The sequence below is a fragment of the Streptococcus sp. HMSC072G04 genome (assembly GCF_001813295.1).
GTDB lineage: Bacteria > Bacillota > Bacilli > Lactobacillales > Streptococcaceae > Streptococcus.
In genome coordinates, this window is record NZ_KV812019.1 from 1 (window position 1) to 16,968 (window position 16,968).

18 protein-coding genes and 1 pseudogene are annotated in these 16,968 nt (G+C 42.9%); 17 read left to right on the forward strand and 2 right to left on the reverse strand.

The features are described 5' to 3' along the window. Positions 1–56 precede the first annotated feature (56 nt). Both HMPREF2904_RS05015 and HMPREF2904_RS05020 read right to left on the reverse strand, forming a co-directional pair. A complete protein-coding gene (locus tag HMPREF2904_RS05015; protein ID WP_070660602.1) occupies positions 57–782 on the reverse strand; it encodes a hypothetical protein in 726 nt (241 codons plus the stop codon). 15 nt (positions 783–797) lie between these two features. Beyond that, the gene (locus tag HMPREF2904_RS05020; RefSeq protein WP_070660604.1) at positions 798–1,517 is read right to left on the reverse strand and encodes a hypothetical protein; all 720 of its coding nucleotides are present in this window, start codon (positions 1,515–1,517) and stop codon (positions 798–800) included. A gap of 233 nt (positions 1,518–1,750) precedes the next feature. Here HMPREF2904_RS05020 and ruvB point away from each other — a divergent pair, with 233 nt between their 5' ends. From ruvB to HMPREF2904_RS05105, 17 genes and pseudogenes are all read left to right on the forward strand, one after another. Beyond that, on the forward strand, positions 1,751–2,749 hold the full coding sequence (gene ruvB / locus HMPREF2904_RS05025) for a Holliday junction branch migration DNA helicase RuvB (protein ID WP_021154208.1): 999 nt from the start codon (positions 1,751–1,753) through the stop codon (positions 2,747–2,749). A 6-nt stretch (positions 2,750–2,755) separates the two neighbouring features. Further along, entirely contained in the window at positions 2,756–3,322 is a 567-nt protein-coding gene (locus tag HMPREF2904_RS05030; RefSeq protein WP_070660606.1) for a nucleotidyltransferase family protein, read from the forward strand. A 173-nt stretch (positions 3,323–3,495) separates the two neighbouring features. Then, on the forward strand, positions 3,496–3,921 hold the full coding sequence (locus tag HMPREF2904_RS05035) for a low molecular weight protein-tyrosine-phosphatase (protein WP_070660608.1): 426 nt from the start codon (positions 3,496–3,498) through the stop codon (positions 3,919–3,921). A gap of 28 nt (positions 3,922–3,949) precedes the next feature. Then, positions 3,950–4,354 carry an MORN repeat-containing protein gene (locus HMPREF2904_RS05040; protein ID WP_070660610.1) on the forward strand — a complete coding sequence of 135 codons (405 nt, stop codon included), beginning with the start codon at positions 3,950–3,952 and terminating at the stop codon, positions 4,352–4,354. Then, positions 4,344–6,146, forward strand: coding sequence for an acyltransferase family protein (locus HMPREF2904_RS05045; protein ID WP_070660613.1), 1,803 nt, complete (start codon positions 4,344–4,346; stop codon positions 6,144–6,146). The genes HMPREF2904_RS05040 and HMPREF2904_RS05045 overlap by 11 nt, the downstream gene beginning before the upstream one ends. Before the next feature lie 401 nt (positions 6,147–6,547). Beyond that, positions 6,548–9,199 (forward strand): bifunctional acetaldehyde-CoA/alcohol dehydrogenase, encoded by a 2,652-nt coding sequence (gene adhE, locus HMPREF2904_RS05050; RefSeq protein ID WP_070464599.1) that lies wholly within the window; start codon positions 6,548–6,550, stop codon positions 9,197–9,199. 252 nt (positions 9,200–9,451) lie between these two features. Next, positions 9,452–10,009 (forward strand): hypothetical protein, encoded by a 558-nt coding sequence (locus HMPREF2904_RS05055; protein WP_070660616.1) that lies wholly within the window; start codon positions 9,452–9,454, stop codon positions 10,007–10,009. 13 nt (positions 10,010–10,022) lie between these two features. Then, a complete protein-coding gene (locus tag HMPREF2904_RS05060) occupies positions 10,023–10,328 on the forward strand; it encodes a hypothetical protein (RefSeq protein WP_003002376.1) in 306 nt (101 codons plus the stop codon). Further along, a complete protein-coding gene (locus HMPREF2904_RS05065; RefSeq protein WP_070660619.1) occupies positions 10,328–10,651 on the forward strand; it encodes a hypothetical protein in 324 nt (107 codons plus the stop codon). Before HMPREF2904_RS05060 ends, HMPREF2904_RS05065 begins: the two co-directional genes overlap by 1 nt. Positions 10,652–10,860: 209 nt before the next feature. After that, positions 10,861–10,977, forward strand: a pseudogene (locus HMPREF2904_RS05070) (alcohol dehydrogenase); the annotation flags it as partial. Between the two features lie 158 nt (positions 10,978–11,135). Continuing rightward, positions 11,136–11,522, forward strand: coding sequence for an ABC transporter permease (locus tag HMPREF2904_RS05075; RefSeq protein WP_070660621.1), 387 nt, complete (start codon positions 11,136–11,138; stop codon positions 11,520–11,522). Positions 11,523–11,692: 170 nt separating this feature from the next. Continuing rightward, positions 11,693–12,391, forward strand: a complete 699-nt coding sequence (locus HMPREF2904_RS05080; protein ID WP_003009406.1) for an N-acetylmannosamine-6-phosphate 2-epimerase — start codon at positions 11,693–11,695, stop codon at positions 12,389–12,391. A 137-nt stretch (positions 12,392–12,528) separates the two neighbouring features. Beyond that, positions 12,529–13,845: an extracellular solute-binding protein gene (locus HMPREF2904_RS05085; protein ID WP_070660625.1), complete on the forward strand. Its 1,317-nt coding sequence runs from the start codon at positions 12,529–12,531 to the stop codon at positions 13,843–13,845. Positions 13,846–14,027: 182 nt separating this feature from the next. After that, complete coding sequence (locus HMPREF2904_RS05090) at positions 14,028–14,915, forward strand: carbohydrate ABC transporter permease (protein ID WP_003009412.1); 888 nt, start codon at positions 14,028–14,030, stop codon at positions 14,913–14,915. Positions 14,916–14,930: 15 nt separating this feature from the next. Next, positions 14,931–15,770 carry a carbohydrate ABC transporter permease gene (locus tag HMPREF2904_RS05095; protein ID WP_070660628.1) on the forward strand — a complete coding sequence of 280 codons (840 nt, stop codon included), beginning with the start codon at positions 14,931–14,933 and terminating at the stop codon, positions 15,768–15,770. Between the two features lie 74 nt (positions 15,771–15,844). Then, positions 15,845–16,297, forward strand: coding sequence for a NanQ anomerase/TabA/YiaL family protein (locus tag HMPREF2904_RS05100; RefSeq protein WP_070660631.1), 453 nt, complete (start codon positions 15,845–15,847; stop codon positions 16,295–16,297). A gap of 21 nt (positions 16,298–16,318) precedes the next feature. Continuing rightward, positions 16,319–16,966, forward strand: coding sequence for a DUF624 domain-containing protein (locus HMPREF2904_RS05105; protein WP_070660633.1), 648 nt, complete (start codon positions 16,319–16,321; stop codon positions 16,964–16,966). The last annotated feature ends 2 nt before the right edge of the window (positions 16,967–16,968 follow it).

Genomic DNA, 16,968 nt, shown 5'->3' on the forward strand with positions numbered 1-16,968 from the left:
AATTATTTGTCTAACTTTTTGGGGTCAGTACAAATTCTCAAGGGGCAGTGAGTTATTTAATTAGTTTTAGGATCTGAAACTTTCTTGAATTTCATCGGATAAACGAGATGTGCTCCTGTTTCTTCGAATGTTTTTTCAGCGTAAATTGTAAGGATGTCACCATTCAATTCGTAGTGATAAGTAATTGGTACGTCTGTAGAATTAATATAAAGAGGTAGAACTCCAAAGATGTTTGGAACTTCAGGGAATACGATCGTTTTTGCATTCTCGTTTAAAACTCCATCTTTTAACGTTGCAGTTAACACTTTTGTATCGTTATCAAACGTTCCAGTTTGATGTTTAAAACTTCCAAATTTCTTTTCTCTTACGCCTAGAAGGATGGCAGTAGCTTCTTCTTTTGTAGGATATTCATCTTTATTCTGTTCAGCATAAAAATCAATATACTTATTCATATCAGCACTATAAGAATAAGTTACATCTGTTCCTGTGATTTTTAGAGTCGGAACGATATCTTGGAAGGCTTCAGTAACCTTTAATCGACTATTAGCATCATTATAATAAAGTAAGAAAGTACGTTCCACTGTATCTCTAAAATCTACAGCTTTCCAGTCTCCTTCGAGTGAGACTGGGGTAGGTGCTACTGTGGTAGTTTCTGCAACTGTTGTAGTCTCAGTGGTTGTTTGTTGTTTCTGTTTCTGTTGTTTCTGTTGCCCACATCCTGATACAAATAGAAGGGCAAGAAGGGACAACATCCATAGGGAACTTTTTTTCATATTGTTCATGATTGATCACTCCTTCTAATGATTGTCTCCTACGTAATTGAAACGAAGACGTATTACTCTAAAATGACTTTGTTCATCTTTACCTTCAGCATAAAGTGTTAGTTGGTTACCTTCAACGGTGTAAGTATAAGTAATTGGTACAAGTGAGTTATACGTGGTTCCCATAACAATTCTACTTAAAAATGTAGGTGTTTCAGGGAACGTAATAGTATGTTTCTGCGTATCGATTTCTCCAGTTAGAGAGTAATCATAGGCATAATTAGGTTCGTCAAGAGTAATCTTTGTATGTTTCAAATTTGGAATATAATTCTTAAATTCAGCAGTTTTATTTTTTAAATACGATTCATAATTCGCTTTGTTCTCTCCTGTTGCAAATGCTTGATCCTCATACAGTTCTCTGTAATCAAAATGGTACTTCAATTCAACGGTTTTATCTTTAATGGTCATCGTCATCTTAACCTTATCGAAGTCATCAAGCATCAGTCCAGCGGCAAGCTTTTTGATATTAGAAGCTAGGAATACTTTTTGAATGGTCATTTGTTGGTCAGTCCATTTCCAAGTTCCTTGTTGATCCTTTGTAAGATCTTGTGGTGCTTTTGTTTGAGGAGATTTATTTGTTTGAGAAGATTTATTTGTTTGAGAAGACTGCGATGGAGAAGACTGACATCCCGCAATTACGAGCACTGCAAAGAATGTCATGAAACCGAAAAGGATTTTCTTTGTTTTAGTAAACATAAATTTACCTCCTAAGCGTTGTTGCTTTTATTTTATCATTAAAGGAAATAATTATAAAGTGAAATTTTGAGTGAGAGATTATGAAGAAGAAGGGAAGTATAATAAAAAGAAAGGTTGGCAACGAGTGCAAATCTTTCAACTTTTTCTAACGAACGCAAGTGAGAACCAGGATCTTTAAAAAACACATTCTATTTATGGTACCGAAGGTATCATTTTTTGCTATAATAGACTGTATGAGTAGAATTTTAGACAATGAAATTATGGGCGATGAAGAGGCTGTTGAACGGACGCTGCGCCCGCAATATTTACATGAATATATTGGTCAAGATAAGGTCAAGGACCAGCTGAAAATCTTTATTGAGGCGGCGAAGCTTCGGGATGAGGCGCTGGATCATGTCCTTCTTTTTGGTCCTCCAGGCCTTGGGAAAACCACCATGGCTTTTGTCATTGCCAATGAACTAGGCGTCAATCTCAAGCAGACTTCTGGTCCTGTCATTGAAAAGGCTGGTGACTTGGTAGCCATCCTTAATGACTTAGAGCCGGGCGATGTCCTCTTTATCGATGAGATCCACCGTCTGCCTATGTCAGTCGAAGAAGTGCTTTACAGCGCCATGGAAGATTTTTACATCGATATCATGATTGGCGCTGGTGAGAGCAGCCGGAGTGTCCATCTGGACCTTCCTCCTTTCACTTTGATTGGGGCAACGACTCGAGCTGGTATGCTGTCCAATCCCTTGCGCGCTCGCTTTGGGATTACCGGACACATGGAATACTATGAGCAGGATGATCTGACAGAGATTGTCGAGCGGACCGCCGAGATTTTTGAGATGGAGATTACCCACGAAGCTGCCGAAGAGCTTTCTCTTCGTAGTCGTGGGACTCCTCGGATTGCCAACCGCTTGCTCAAACGGGTGCGCGATTTTGCCCAGATCATGGGCGATGGCTTAATTGACGATACTATTACAGACAAGGCCCTCTCTATGCTGGATGTGGACCATGAAGGACTGGACTATGTCGATCAAAAGATCCTGCGTACCATGATTGAAATGTACGGCGGTGGCCCGGTCGGGCTTGGGACTCTATCGGTCAATATTGCCGAAGAACGGGAGACCGTAGAAGACATGTATGAGCCTTACCTGATTCAAAAAGGCTTTATCATGCGGACCCGGACAGGGCGCGTGGCAACCCGCAAGGCCTATGAACACCTGGGTTATCCCTATAATGGAGACTAGAAGAAGATGCTGACGGAAGAAGCAATAGTGGAACAAATCCAAGCGGATCCGGAGATGATGACTGTCTTGGCCATTATTCGAGATCTCAACTTGGCAGATGCCTGGTTGGCAGCAGGTGCGGTGCGCAATTTCATCTGGAACCAGCTCTCTGGAAGACCAGGGTTTGACGCGACAACCGATATGGATCTGGTCTTTTATGACCCTGCGATCAGCTATGAGGAGACTCTGCAGATCGAGCAGGAATTAAAGAAGACCTATCCCCAGTACGCTTGGGAAGTCAAAAATCAAGTCTATATGCACCAGCATAGCCCAGGGACGGCCCCTTATCGCAGTGCCTGTGATGCGGTTTCTAAATACCCCGAGCAGTGTACGGCACTTGCAGTTCGCTTAAGGAAAGATGGTCAGCTAGAGCTCTTTCTCCCCTATGGGACAAGGGATATCGAAGACTTCATCGTTCAGCCGACCCCGCATTTTTTAGCCAACTCGGAGCGTTTAGCGGTTTATACAGAGCGGATGAAAAAGAAAAATTGGCAGAGTAAATGGCCTCCATTAGAGGTTCATTTTCCAAAATAGAGAAACAGATCAGATTTGAAAAAGGAATCTGATTTTTCTTTAAAATGATGGAGCCCCTTTGTCATCTTTCTGTCACATTTTTGTTATAATAGTAATAGTATGCTGGTTTTCCATAGTGGAAAGCCAAGAGCTCAGCTAGGTTGGGCAGTCCGAACAAGGAGTTAGGTGGAATCATGAAAAAAATCGTCTTTGTGTGCTTAGGAAATATTTGTCGGAGCCCCATGTCGGAGTTTGTCATGAAGGATTTGACCGATCAGTATGAGATTGAAAGTCGGGCTACTTCTAGCTGGGAACATGGAAATCCCATCCATCGGGGAACCCAGAAAATCTTTCAACAACACCAGGTCCCGTATGATCCAGCTAAGACGTCCTTACAGATCAAGGAAGAGGATTTTTACAACTTTGATTTGATCCTAGGGATGGACGAAAACAATGTAGCAGATCTGAAGCGAATGGCTCCTGCAGGAACAGAATACAAGATTCATCTTTTTGCTGCTGAAAGTGTGCCAGATCCGTGGTATACCGGTGATTTTGAGGAGACCTATTCCAGAGTCCTGAGCGGCTGTAAGACTTGGTTGGATCAGTTAGCAACTTCTTAAGAGTTTGATATGTGAGAGAATACAGAATATGAAAGAATTTTATGAGACCTATAAGGTCTATCTGACGCGAAAAAATTTAGAAATAGCAGCATTAGTCGTGATTATTCTATCTGCTTTGTTGGTTTTCTTTTCAGCCATTCCAGGTCAGGGTGTCTTGACCTTGGATAAGGGGGCGATCCGTTACGACGGAAGTTTGGTCCGTGGCAAGATGAATGGCAAGGGAACCGTCACCTTTAAAAATGGGGATACCTACACAGGTAACCTCGTCAATGGCTCTTTTAGCGGCTATGGTAAGTTTAAGTCCAAGGATGGTTGGACCTATGAAGGGCAGTTTGTTAACGGCCAGCCGGAGGGCAAAGGCACCTTAACCACAGAAGCCAACGTCGTATACAAAGGAACATTCAAGCAGGGGATTTATCAAAATGCGCATTAAATGGTTTTCACTAGTCCGTGTTACAGGACTCTTATTGGTATTGCTTTACCATTTCTTCCAAAAAGCCTTTCCTGGAGGCTTCATTGGGGTAGATATTTTCTTCACCTTCTCAGGATTTTTGATTACAGCGCTCTTGATCGATGAATTTGCGCGCAAGCAAGGAATCGACTACCTGGCATTCTTGAAACGGCGCTTTTACCGGATCGTACCACCCCTTGTCTTTATGGTCTTGGTCGTGATGCCCTTTACCTTTATGGTCCAACGGGACTACGTGGCTGGTATTGGGACTCAGATTGCGGCGGTCTTCGGTTTTGTGACCAATTTCTTTGAGATGGCAACGGGTGGTAGTTACGAAAGTAACTTCATTCCGCATCTCTTCCTTCATACCTGGAGTTTGGCCCTAGAAGTGCATTATTATGTGCTCTGGGCACTTTTGGCATGGTTCTTGGCTAAGCGGGCTAAGACGGTTGGAAAGTACCGAGGCATGCTCTTCCTGGCATCCAGCGGGCTCTTTCTCTTCACCTTCTTGTCCATGTTTATCCGCGCCTTTCTGACAGCCAATTTCTCTACTATCTATTTTTCTAGCTTCACTCACATCTTCCCCTTCTTTGCGGGATCGTGTCTAGCAACGGTGACAGGGATTGCCAATGTCAGCCCGAACTTTACAAAGCTGGTGCAGTCTTGGAGCATGAAAAAGACCTTATCGATCTTGGGTGGAAGCTTTGCCTTCTTGTTTGTGCTCAGTCTTTTCTTGCCATTTGATAGCTTATGGACCTATCTATTTGGCTTTTTAGCAGCGACAATCGCAGCTTGTGCCATGATTCTGTCGGCCCGCATTCTCCATGAGAAGACGCCAGATAAAAAAGAACCAGCCATCCTCAATTTCTTGGCAGATACCAGTTATGGTGTCTATCTTTTCCACTGGCCTTTCTTTATCATCTTCTCTCAACATTTGGGAAATATGATGGCAGCCCTTGTGACGACGATCGTTTCCTTGATTCTAACGGCTCTGTCCTTCTATATTTTGGAGCCAACCATTGCAGGCAAGGAGCCTCGTGTCTTTGGTATGAAGATGGATCTTAGCTTTTTGACCAAGCCGATCTTTTACCTCATGATTCCATTAGCTCTCTTGATGATCGGGATCTCTGCCTTTGCACCAACCGTTGGAGCTTTTGATGAGAGTTTGGTAGTGAGTGGGCTCAATCAAGCAGACAGCAAAATGCAGGTCACACGGACGCAGGTGGACAATGCGACGGCAACAGACTATAACGTCTCAAATGGTGTGACCATGATCGGTGATTCGGTTAACTTGCGAGCGCAGGACTACCTGACTAAAGCCATCCCGGGTATCCAGATTGATGCGGTGGTGAGCCGTCAGTTGGAAAATGGAATGAAGGTCTTTGAGACCGATATCTCCAATAAAGTTCTCCTAAAAAATGTGGTCATTGCCCTAGGAACCAATACTGTAAGCAACTACAAAGAGTTGCTGGATCAGTATGTTGAAAAACTTCCAAAAGGCCGTCGCTTGATCCTTGTGACACCATATGATGGTCGCTATGCCAACGATCAGTCCAGTGAATCGGTTCAAACTCGTCTTTATGAGTTGGAACTAGCTAAGAAATACGACTTTATCACCATTGCGGACTGGTACCAAGTAGCAATTGAAAATCCAAACATTTGGGTGGGAACAGACTCTGTTCACTTCAATATGGAAACCAATGGTGGGGAACTCTATGCTCAAACAGTCAAAAAAGCTCTTGACAAGGCTGAAAAAGGCCCAGTCAAGAAGTAAAAATGCTTCTCTGAAACTGAAACAAAACAAATCCTAACAAAATAAAACAAAAAGCAACTTTTTACTTGTAAAAAGCTGCTTTTTTAGTAAGATTGAGAAAACGCTTACAAAAATCAATTGAAAATATCACTTTGTGAAGAAAAAATTTTTTTAATTATTTTTTCACAATTTTGCTAAATAATTGCTTTCACAGCAATATGATTGATAAAGTTTTCACAAACTTCAAAAAATTCTTTGTGAAAGTTGCTTGGAAGTGTTTACAAAAATCTCAAAATAGAGTACAATTATATTGTGAAATAATTAACAAATCGAAATTTCTTACACTATTCTTGAAAATTTCCGAAAAAATGAAAAAGTTCTAGAAAAGGATAAGGGTTTCAAACATTGGAGGAAAGTATCAAATGGCTGATAAAAAAACTCTCTCACCTGAAGAAAAGAAACTCGCTGCTGAAAAACACGTAGACGAGTTGGTGCAAAAAGCGCTTGTTGCGCTTGAAGAAATGCGCAAATTGAACCAGGAGCAAGTGGACTACATTGTAGCGAAAGCATCTGTAGCTGCTCTTGACGCACACGGTGAGCTTGCTCTTCATGCTTATGAAGAAACTGGTCGTGGAGTCTTTGAAGACAAGGCGACGAAGAACTTGTTCGCTTGTGAACACGTAGTAAATAACATGCGTCACACCAAGACAGTTGGTGTCATTTCAGAAGATGACGTCACTGGTTTGACCCTTATTGCTGAGCCTGTCGGAGTTGTCTGCGGGATCACACCTACAACCAACCCAACTTCAACAGCAATCTTTAAAGCATTGATTTCCTTGAAGACACGGAACCCTATCGTCTTTGCCTTCCACCCATCCGCTCAAGAATCATCTGCTCATGCGGCACGAATCGTACGCGATGCAGCAATTGCAGCTGGAGCACCTGAGAACTGTGTGCAATGGATTACCCAACCTTCTATGGAAGCAACTAGTGCCCTGATGAACCATGAAGGGGTTGCGACCATCCTTGCGACCGGTGGTAACGCCATGGTAAAAGCTGCTTATTCTTGTGGAAAACCAGCTCTTGGGGTAGGTGCCGGAAACGTTCCTGCTTACGTTGAAAAATCAGCCAATATCCGCCAAGCAGCACACGATATCGTCATGTCTAAATCATTTGACAACGGTATGGTCTGTGCGTCTGAACAAGCGGTCATCATCGATAAAGAAATCTACGATGAGTTTGTTGAAGAATTCAAATCTTACCACACTTACTTTGTCAACAAAAAAGAAAAAGCCCTTCTTGAAGAGTTCTGCTTCGGCGTAAAAGCCAACAGCAAGAACTGTGCAGGTGCGAAATTGAATGCGGACATCGTTGGGAAACCAGCAGCATGGATCGCTGAACAAGCTGGCTTCACTGTACCAGAAGGAACCAATATCCTTGCGGCAGAATGTAAAGAAGTTGGTGAAAAAGAACCGTTGACTCGTGAAAAATTGTCACCAGTCATCGCTGTTTTGAAATCTGAAAGCCGTGAAGACGGAATTAACAAAGCTCGCCAAATGGTTGAATTCAACGGTCTTGGTCACTCAGCAGCCATCCATACTGCTGATGAAGAATTGACCAAAGAATTTGGTAAAGCAGTTAAAGCTATTCGTGTGATCTGCAACTCTCCTTCGACTTTCGGTGGTATCGGGGATGTTTACAATGCCTTCTTGCCATCATTAACACTTGGATGTGGTTCTTACGGACGCAACTCTGTTGGGGACAACGTTAGTGCCATCAACCTCTTGAATATCAAAAAAGTCGGACGCCGGAGAAATAACATGCAATGGATGAAACTTCCTTCAAAAACATACTTTGAACGTGATTCAATTGAATACCTACAAAAATGTCGTGACGTTGAACGTGTCATGATCGTTACAGACCACGCTATGGTAGAGCTTGGTTTCCTTGATCGTATCATCGAACAGCTTGACCTTCGTCGCAACAAGGTGGTTTACCAAATCTTTGCAGACGTAGAACCAGATCCAGATATCACAACTGTTGAACGTGGTACAGAGATCATGCGTGCCTTCAAACCAGATACGATCATTGCTCTCGGTGGTGGATCACCAATGGATGCAGCCAAAGTTATGTGGCTCTTCTACGAACAACCAGAAGTGGACTTCCGTGACTTGGTTCAAAAATTCATGGATATCCGTAAACGTGCCTTCAAGTTCCCATTGCTTGGTAAGAAGACCAAATTTATTGCGATCCCAACAACATCTGGTACAGGATCTGAAGTAACTCCATTTGCCGTTATCTCTGATAAAGCAAACAACCGTAAATACCCAATCGCAGACTACTCATTGACTCCAACAGTTGCCATCGTAGACCCTGCCTTGGTATTGACAGTTCCTGGATCTGTTGCAGCAGACACTGGTATGGACGTCTTGACGCACGCGACAGAAGCTTATGTATCACAAATGGCTAGCGACTTCACAGATGGTCTTGCTCTTCAAGCTATTAAACTTGTCTTTGAAAACTTGGAAAGCTCAGTCAAGAATGCGGACTTCCATTCACGCGAAAAGATGCACAATGCGTCAACCATCGCAGGTATGGCCTTCGCCAATGCCTTCCTCGGTATTTCTCACTCAATGGCCCACAAGATCGGTGCGCAATTCCACACCATCCACGGACGGACCAATGCCATCTTGCTTCCATACGTTATCCGCTACAACGGTACACGCCCAGCCAAGACAGCTACATGGCCTAAGTACAACTACTACCGTGCAGATGAAAAATACCAAGATATCGCTCGTATGCTAGGACTTCCATGCTCTACTCCAGAAGAAGCTGTTGAAGCTTACGCAAAAGCTGTATACGAACTCGGTGAACGCTGTGGTATCGAAATGAACTTCAAAGCACAAGGCATCGATGAAAAAGAATGGAAGAAACATTCTCGTGAATTGGCCTTCCTTGCTTACGAAGATCAATGTTCACCAGCCAACCCACGTCTCCCAATGGTAGACCATATGCAAGAAATCATCGAAGATGCTTACTATGGTTACAAGGAACGTCCAGGACGTCGTAAATAAGACGCCAAGGAACAACTGATGTTTATCAGCTATCCCTCGCTCGAAAGAGTGGGGGATTTTTGCTATTTGGGTCCAAAACTCGTTTTTTCATAAAAAATTAGATTTTTTTTCAAAAATTGTGTTATTTTTATAGCATTCCGAGCTATTTTATGTTACCCTATAGTGTATGAATCTGCCTGTAGCTGAAGGGTTATGATCCTTTTTCAGTTATAGGAAATGAAAAAACAAATCCAAGAAAGGAGGCCATCTCAAATGGAGTTAGAAGGTGACGTGCAAGGAAGACAAGATCAGGCACAGAAAATTATTGAAATGCCCCAACGAGATCGGGAAACTTCCACTTCAGAAAATCAGCCATCATCTGCTTCGGTGGTCTCCATGTATGGGCAGGAAAGGCCAAGTATTTCTAGCCTCCATCAGCAACTGGCAGGCGCGTCTGGGACTCAGACCATTCAATTGCGGGAGGAATTGGTGCTGGCGGTAGCGCAGAATGCTTCAGCGAAAGCAACTGCCTTTGAGGCAGAAGTCAAGGATAAACTGGAAGAGGCTAAGGAGACGGTTTCCCATAAGGTCGCTGAGGTGTCTCAAATGGCCCACAGCATGGCCCAATTTTTAACAGATGCAGAAGTGGAGCAACTATTAGGAGAGTTCTCCATGGATACTTGTTGGGACCAAGCGGTAGAGGCGGAGAATCTCGCCCAAGCAAAGGCCTATTCCACTCGCTTGTCAGATTTGGCAGGTCAGCTGGAGGCTGCATCAGCTCAATTGGTGGACTTGGACAAGGGACAAGCGATGGCCTTTGATTTTTCATAAGTAGGAGAAAAAGATGTTAGAGATCCTGGGAGAGGACAGAGAACGAATTGAGGAGCTCCATCGAGAGATTAAAAAGGAGCAAGAGCGGATTGCGATCAGAAGTTTGATTGCAACGCAGAAAGCCTTGATGATGTTGGAAGGGATGAGTTTGCAGGTAACCTTGGGCGGTCAATCCGAAAAGATGCGCTCTTTTGCTACAACGACCCTAGTTAGTGATTTGAAAGATGGATTTACAGGAGGAGCAGCGGACGCGGTAGAAACAGCACTGAAATCAGTGAAGAAGCCGATTTTATTGAGTCCGATTAAAGGAGGTATGTGATGTCCCATTCAGGAAATAGTGAATTAGAACAACTAGAAGATCGACATTACCGCTTCAATCAAAAACTGAGCGAGTTGGAGTGGGATTATGCGGATATGCGTATGGATGTCCGCCAACATACAGAAAATTTAGTGGACTGGCTAAGTGCCCTGCATTTTCAAGCCCCAAGTGCGGAGGCTCAAAGTGGCTTGGAGCGTTTATTTGCCTTGCAAGAAGAGTTTGAGGCAGAACTCAAGCGCTATGAAGAGCGTTTAGAAGAAGAACGCGAGCGCGAGCAGCAAGAGTACTACAAGCAGCGTCAACAATTAGAACAAGGTGATTGAAACATTCCTCTGGTAGAGATAAGGGGAATGTTTTTGTTTGCTCAAAAACTTTTAAAAATGTGCTCATAAATCATTGCAAGCGCTTGCTTAGTATGTTATAATATTCACAAAGAAACGAAAATAAAATGGTTTTATCAAACCAACAAAAAAGGAGTCGCTTATGAAAGCTGCAACCTATGTATCTGCAGGCAATCTGCAACTGCTGGATCAAGCTCATCACCCACCACTTCAAACTCTCAGAAGTTGAAAAAGCCTATGATGTCTTTAAACATGCGGGTGAAAACCATGCTCTCAAGGTGATTATCGAAAATGATATCAGTGAATGAAGTGGCAACTAATATTTGTTCATAGTTTTTTTAGACGGACCAGAGATATTCTGGTCCTATTTTCAACCCCAAAAAGCCAATGATTTCTTGCAAAATAAATTTGTTGTCTTATAATAGAAGTACAGAAAACGATTACATAAAGAGGAAGGTGTGATCTTATGAAACGGTTTTGTTATCATCGTGAATTCTGGATGGACTTCCATTTCTGGATCTTGGTCTTGCTTTTAGCGGCTGTAGCTTTGACGATGCGGGCTCCGCTTTCGGTAGTTAGCTTGGCTTATCTTGCTTTTGTTGGGATATTGATCCTTCTTCAGGTCTTTCAACCGGCTGTATCGACACGTCAGTATCCAGAAGGTAGCTACCATTTCAATTGGACCTTCTATCGCGATACCCGACTGTATATCGATCTCTTTTTACTAGCAGGTCTCTTGGCAGGTCCAATGGCTTCATCGGATATGGTCTATTGGATCTTGCTTGGAGCCGTCGTCGGCTCTATCGGCTTTGTATTTGTCGTAAGGGAAAAAGCGACTCAAAAGATGGCCTAGGGAATCACCATGTCCTAGATCTCTGAAACTAGTTTCAGAGATCTTTTTATTTCCCCTTAAAATGTGAAACTATAATCCAATTGCACGATTAATATTGTAAGCGCTTTAAAAATAGATTATAATCAATTTACAAGTACTCGAGTTGCCTTATTATCAAAGGAGAAGGAGTTATGTCAAAGATTACAAAAGATGAACTGATTGAACAAATCAAAGATGGCATCATTGTTTCTTGTCAAGCCCTCCCTCATGAACCGCTCTATACAGAAGCAGGAGGAGTCATTCCTCTCTTGGTCAAAGCGGCTGAGCAGGGTGGAGCTGTCGGAATCCGAGCCAATAGTGTACGAGATATCAAGGAAATCAAGGAAGTGACCAAGTTACCGATCATTGGGATTATCAAACGCGATTACCCACCTGAAGAACCCTTTATCACGGCTACTATGAAAGAAGTCGATGAGCTGGCAGCTTTGGATATCGCGGTCATTGCTCTTGATTGTACCAAACGTCCCCGTCATGATGGCCTTTCGATTAGTGACTTTATCCATCAGGTCAAAGAGAAATATCCAGACCAACTCTTGATGGCTGATATCTCTACTCTGGAAGAAGGATTGACAGCTGTCGAAGCGGGAGTGGACTTTGTCGGAACGACCCTTTCGGGCTATACGGACTACAGTCCAAAGGTTGATGGTCCAGATTTTGAACTGATCCATAGCCTCTGCCAAGCAGGAGTAGATGTCATCGCAGAAGGTAAGATCCACTATCCGGATCAGGCCAAGAAAATCCATGATCTCGGGGTGCGCGGTATCGTAGTAGGTGGCGCTATTACCCGACCAAAAGAGATCACAGAGCGCTTTGTCGCAGCCTTAAAATGAGAAAACAAAACAGTAGATTGAAGGAGGAGGAGACCCAATAGAGAGTAGTCGAATCTGAAACAAGAACAAGAATAGGCGTCCTCGTTGAGGATAACCCCTGTAAGAGTAATCTTACCGCAATTGTGAGGAGAAATCACATGAAAATGAAAAAAGTATTGTGCTCGTTGGTAGCTGGTGCAGCTCTTCTAGCACTCGCAGCTTGTGGCTCTGGCGGAGGATCAAAATCAGAATCTTCTGGTGGAAATTCTGGTAAAACAGAAATTACCTGGTGGGCATTCCCAGTCTTTACTCAAGAAAAAGCAGAAGATGGTGTCGGAACCTACGAAAAATCAATTATTGCAGCTTTTGAAAAAGCGAATCCAGATATCCACGTGAATTTGGAAACGATTGACTTCAAGTCAGGTCCTGAAAAGATCACAACGGCTATTGAAGCAGGAACGGCTCCAGATGTGCTCTTTGATGCACCTGGACGGATCATTCAGTATGGTAAAAATGGAAAATTGGCTGATTTGAACGATCTCTTTACAGAAGATTTTGTCAAAGATGTCAATAATGAAAATATCATTCAAGCTAGCAAGGCAGGCGACACAGCTTACATGTATCCAATTAGTTCAGCACCATTCTACATGGCGATGAATAAGAAGATGCTCAAAGATGCAGGAGTTCTAGACCTTGTCAAAGAAGGCTGGACAACTGATGATTTTGAAAAAGTCTTGAAAGCTTTGAAAGACAAAGGTTACACACCAGGATCACTCTTCAGTAACGGTCAAGGTGGAGACCAAGGTACTCGTGCCTTTATCGCTAACCTTTACGGTGGTTCTGTAACAGATGAAAAAGTAACCAAGTATACAACAGATGATCCAAAATTTGTCAAAGGTTTAGAAAAAGCTTCTAAATGGATTGAAGATGGTTTGATGATGAATGGTTCCCAATTCGACGGTGGAGCAGACATCCAAAACTTCGCTAACGGTCAAACTTCTTACACTATCTTGTGGGCACCTTCACAAAACGGTATCCAAGCTAAATTGTTGGATGCAAGTAAGGTTGAAGTAGTAGAAGTGCCATTCCCATCTGACTCAGGCAAGCCAAAATTGGAATACCTTGTCAATGGATTTGCTGTCTTCAATAATAAAGATGAAAAGAAAATTGCTGCTGCTAAGAAATTTGTACAGTTCATCGCAGACGACAAAGAATGGGGTCCAAAAGATGTTGTGCGTACAGGAGCTTTCCCAGTTCGTAGTTCATTTGGTAAGTTGTACGATGACAAACGGATGGAAACCATCAGCACTTGGACAAAATACTACTCACCATACTACAACACAATCGACGGTTTTGCAGAAATGCGGACCCTATGGTTCCCAATGTTGCAATCTGTTTCAAACGGGGATGAAAAAGCAGAACCAGCTTTGAAGACCTTTACTGAAAAAGCAAACGAAACCATTACGAAAAAATAATCAGTCTATGAAGCAAATCTAAGTCTTTCATAGAAATGAGAATATGCAGGCCCCTTCGAATCCGTATCTCTCTATTTGGAATGGAACGAAGGGGTCTTCATTCTTTCTGGATCTTCTTTTCTTAAGTCGGAAGATATGTTTAGAAAAGAAAATAGAAAAAGAACACTAGGAGGTGCCTTACTGTGAAGGTAAACAAAATCCGAATGAGGGAGACACTCGTTTCCTACGCATTCCTAGCACCCATTTTAATCTTCTTTACGGTCTTTGTCCTAGCACCCATGATCATGGGCTTTGTGACAAGTTTCTTCAACTATTCTATGACATCCTTTAAGTTTGTCGGTTTAGAAAATTATTCCCGCATGTTTGCGGATAAGGTCTTTGTGAAGTCCTTGATCAATACCGTCATCATCGTTATCGGCTCGGTTCCGATCGTCGTATTGTTCTCCTTGTTTGTGGCTTCTCAGACCTACCATCAAAATGCGATTGCGCGTTCCTTCTATCGTTTCGTCTTCTTCCTTCCAGTTGTTACAGGGAGTGTAGCGGTAACGGTTGTATGGAAATGGATCTATGATCCACTATCAGGGATTTTGAACTTTGTATTGAAATCTGGACATGTCATCAACCAAAACATTTCTTGGTTGGGGGACAAACACTGGGCTTTGATGGCCATCATCATTATTTTGTTGACCACCTCTGTTGGTCAACCGATCATCCTCTACATCGCTGCTATGGGAAATATTGATAATTCCCTCGTAGAAGCCGCGCGTGTGGATGGTGCGACAGAATTTCAAGTTTTCTGGAAGATCAAATGGCCAAGCTTGTTGCCAACAACCTTGTACATTGCCATCATTACGACCATTAACTCTTTCCAATGTTTCGCCTTGATCCAATTGTTGACATCCGGTGGTCCTAACTACTCAACGAGTACCCTTATGTACTACCTCTATGAAAAAGCCTTTAAACTCTCTGAATACGGTTATGCCAACACCATGGGTGTCTTCCTTGCGGTGATGATTGCCATTATCAGTTTTGCGCAATTCAAGATCCTCGGAAACGACGTAGAATACTAAAGAAAGGAGCCTCAGATGAAACCAACACAAAAGAAACCCATCACTGCCTTTACAGTGATTTCAACGATCATTTTGCTCCTTTTGACAGTCTTGTTCATTTTCCCATTTTATTGGATTTTGACAGGGGCCTTTAAGTCTCAACCAGATACCATTATGATCCCACCTCAATGGTGGCCAAAGACACCAACCATGGAAAACTTCCAACAGTTGATGGTACAAAACCCAGCCCTACAATGGTTGTGGAACAGTGTCATCATCTCTCTAGCAACCATGCTTTTGGTGTGTATGACCTCTTCCTTGGCAGGTTATGTCTTGGCTAAGAAACGCTTCTATGGGCAACGAATTCTCTTTGCCATCTTCATTGCAGCCATGGCCCTTCCAAAGCAAGTTGTCTTGGTCCCATTGGTACGGATTATCAACTTCATGGGAATTCACGATACCCTTGCAGCGGTGATCTTACCACTGGTTGGATGGCCATTCGGGGTCTTCTTGATGAAGCAATTTAGTGAAAACATCCCAACAGAACTCTTAGAATCTGCTAAGATCGATGGTTGTGGAGAGTTGCGGACTTTCTGGAGCGTTGCCTTCCCAATTGTCAAGCCGGGATTTGCAGCCCTTGCCATCTTTACCTTTATCAACACCTGGAACGACTACTTTATGCAATTGGTAATGCTGACCTCTCGGCAAAACTTGACCATTTCCTTAGGGGTAGCAACCATGCAGGCTGAAATGGCCACCAACTATGGCTTGATCATGGCTGGGGCAGCCCTAGCTGCAGTGCCAATCGTTACGGTCTTCCTCGTGTTCCAAAAATCCTTTACACAAGGGATTACCATGGGAGCGGTCAAAGGATAAGCCGTCTGCTTGGACAAACGATCGTTGTGTACAGATCGGTTTTCTAGGCTGAGAAGTATCGAAAGGATGAGAATATGATATTTGATGATTTAAAAAACATCACCTTTTACAAAGGAATCCACCCCAATCTGGATCAGGCCATTGACTTTCTCTATGAGCATCGGAAGGATTCTTTTGAATTGGGGAGATACGATATTGATGGGGATAAGGTCTTTCTCGTCGTTCAAGAAAATACCCTCAACAAAACAGAAAATGATCGCTTTGAACACCACAAAAGATATGCCGATTTGCATCTATTAGTAGAAGGGCATGAGTTTTCGAGTTATGGATCTCGTGTGACAGGTGAGGCGCTCGCATTTGACGAAGCATCGGACATCGGTTTTGTCCATTGCCAGGAGTCTTATCCGCTTCATCTAGGCTATCATAATTTTGCGATTTTCTTTCCAGGGGAGCCTCACCAGCCCAATGGCTATGCAGGGCAAGAAGATATCGTGAAAAAATATCTATTTAAAATTGCGATCGATTGATCACGTTAGAAAGGAGTGCCTATGTCATCTAAGGGGGCAGGATTGATCAAAACCGTTTTTAACACGGACAATGTAGTGATGCGTATCAGTGAGAAGGTCCTCGACTTGGTAACCGTTAATCTTTTATTTGTGCTAAGTTGTTTACCAGTTCTCACGATTGGAATTGCGAAAATTAGTTTGTATCAGACCTTATTTGCCATTAAGCACCAGCGTCGTGTTCCGGTGATTCGTAGTTATGCGAAGGCTTTTCGGGACAATTGGGAAATAGGCTTGCAACTAGGAAGTTTAGAACTGATTGTTGCAGGTATTTGTCTCTTTGATTTATTCTTATTTTGGGGGCAAACTTCCCTAGCTTTCCAAGCTTTGAAAACCATTTGTTTAGGCCTCTTTCTCTTTCTTGTGTTGATCTTATTGGCTGCTTATCCGATTGCGGCTCGCTACCAGTTGGATTGGAAAGAGTGTTTGCAAAAAGCCATGATTGTGTCAGGCTTGCATTTTCCTTGGTTCTTTGTCATGGGAAGTGCTCTCTTGCTTCTATGTATGGCTCTTGCAAGCTCGGTTTTAGCTTTCCTATTGGGGCTTATGATCTTTTTCTTGTTTGGCTTTTCAAGCTTGGCTTTTGCACAAGTTGGATTAATGGAAAAGATTTTCGCCCAGTACCAAGAATAAAA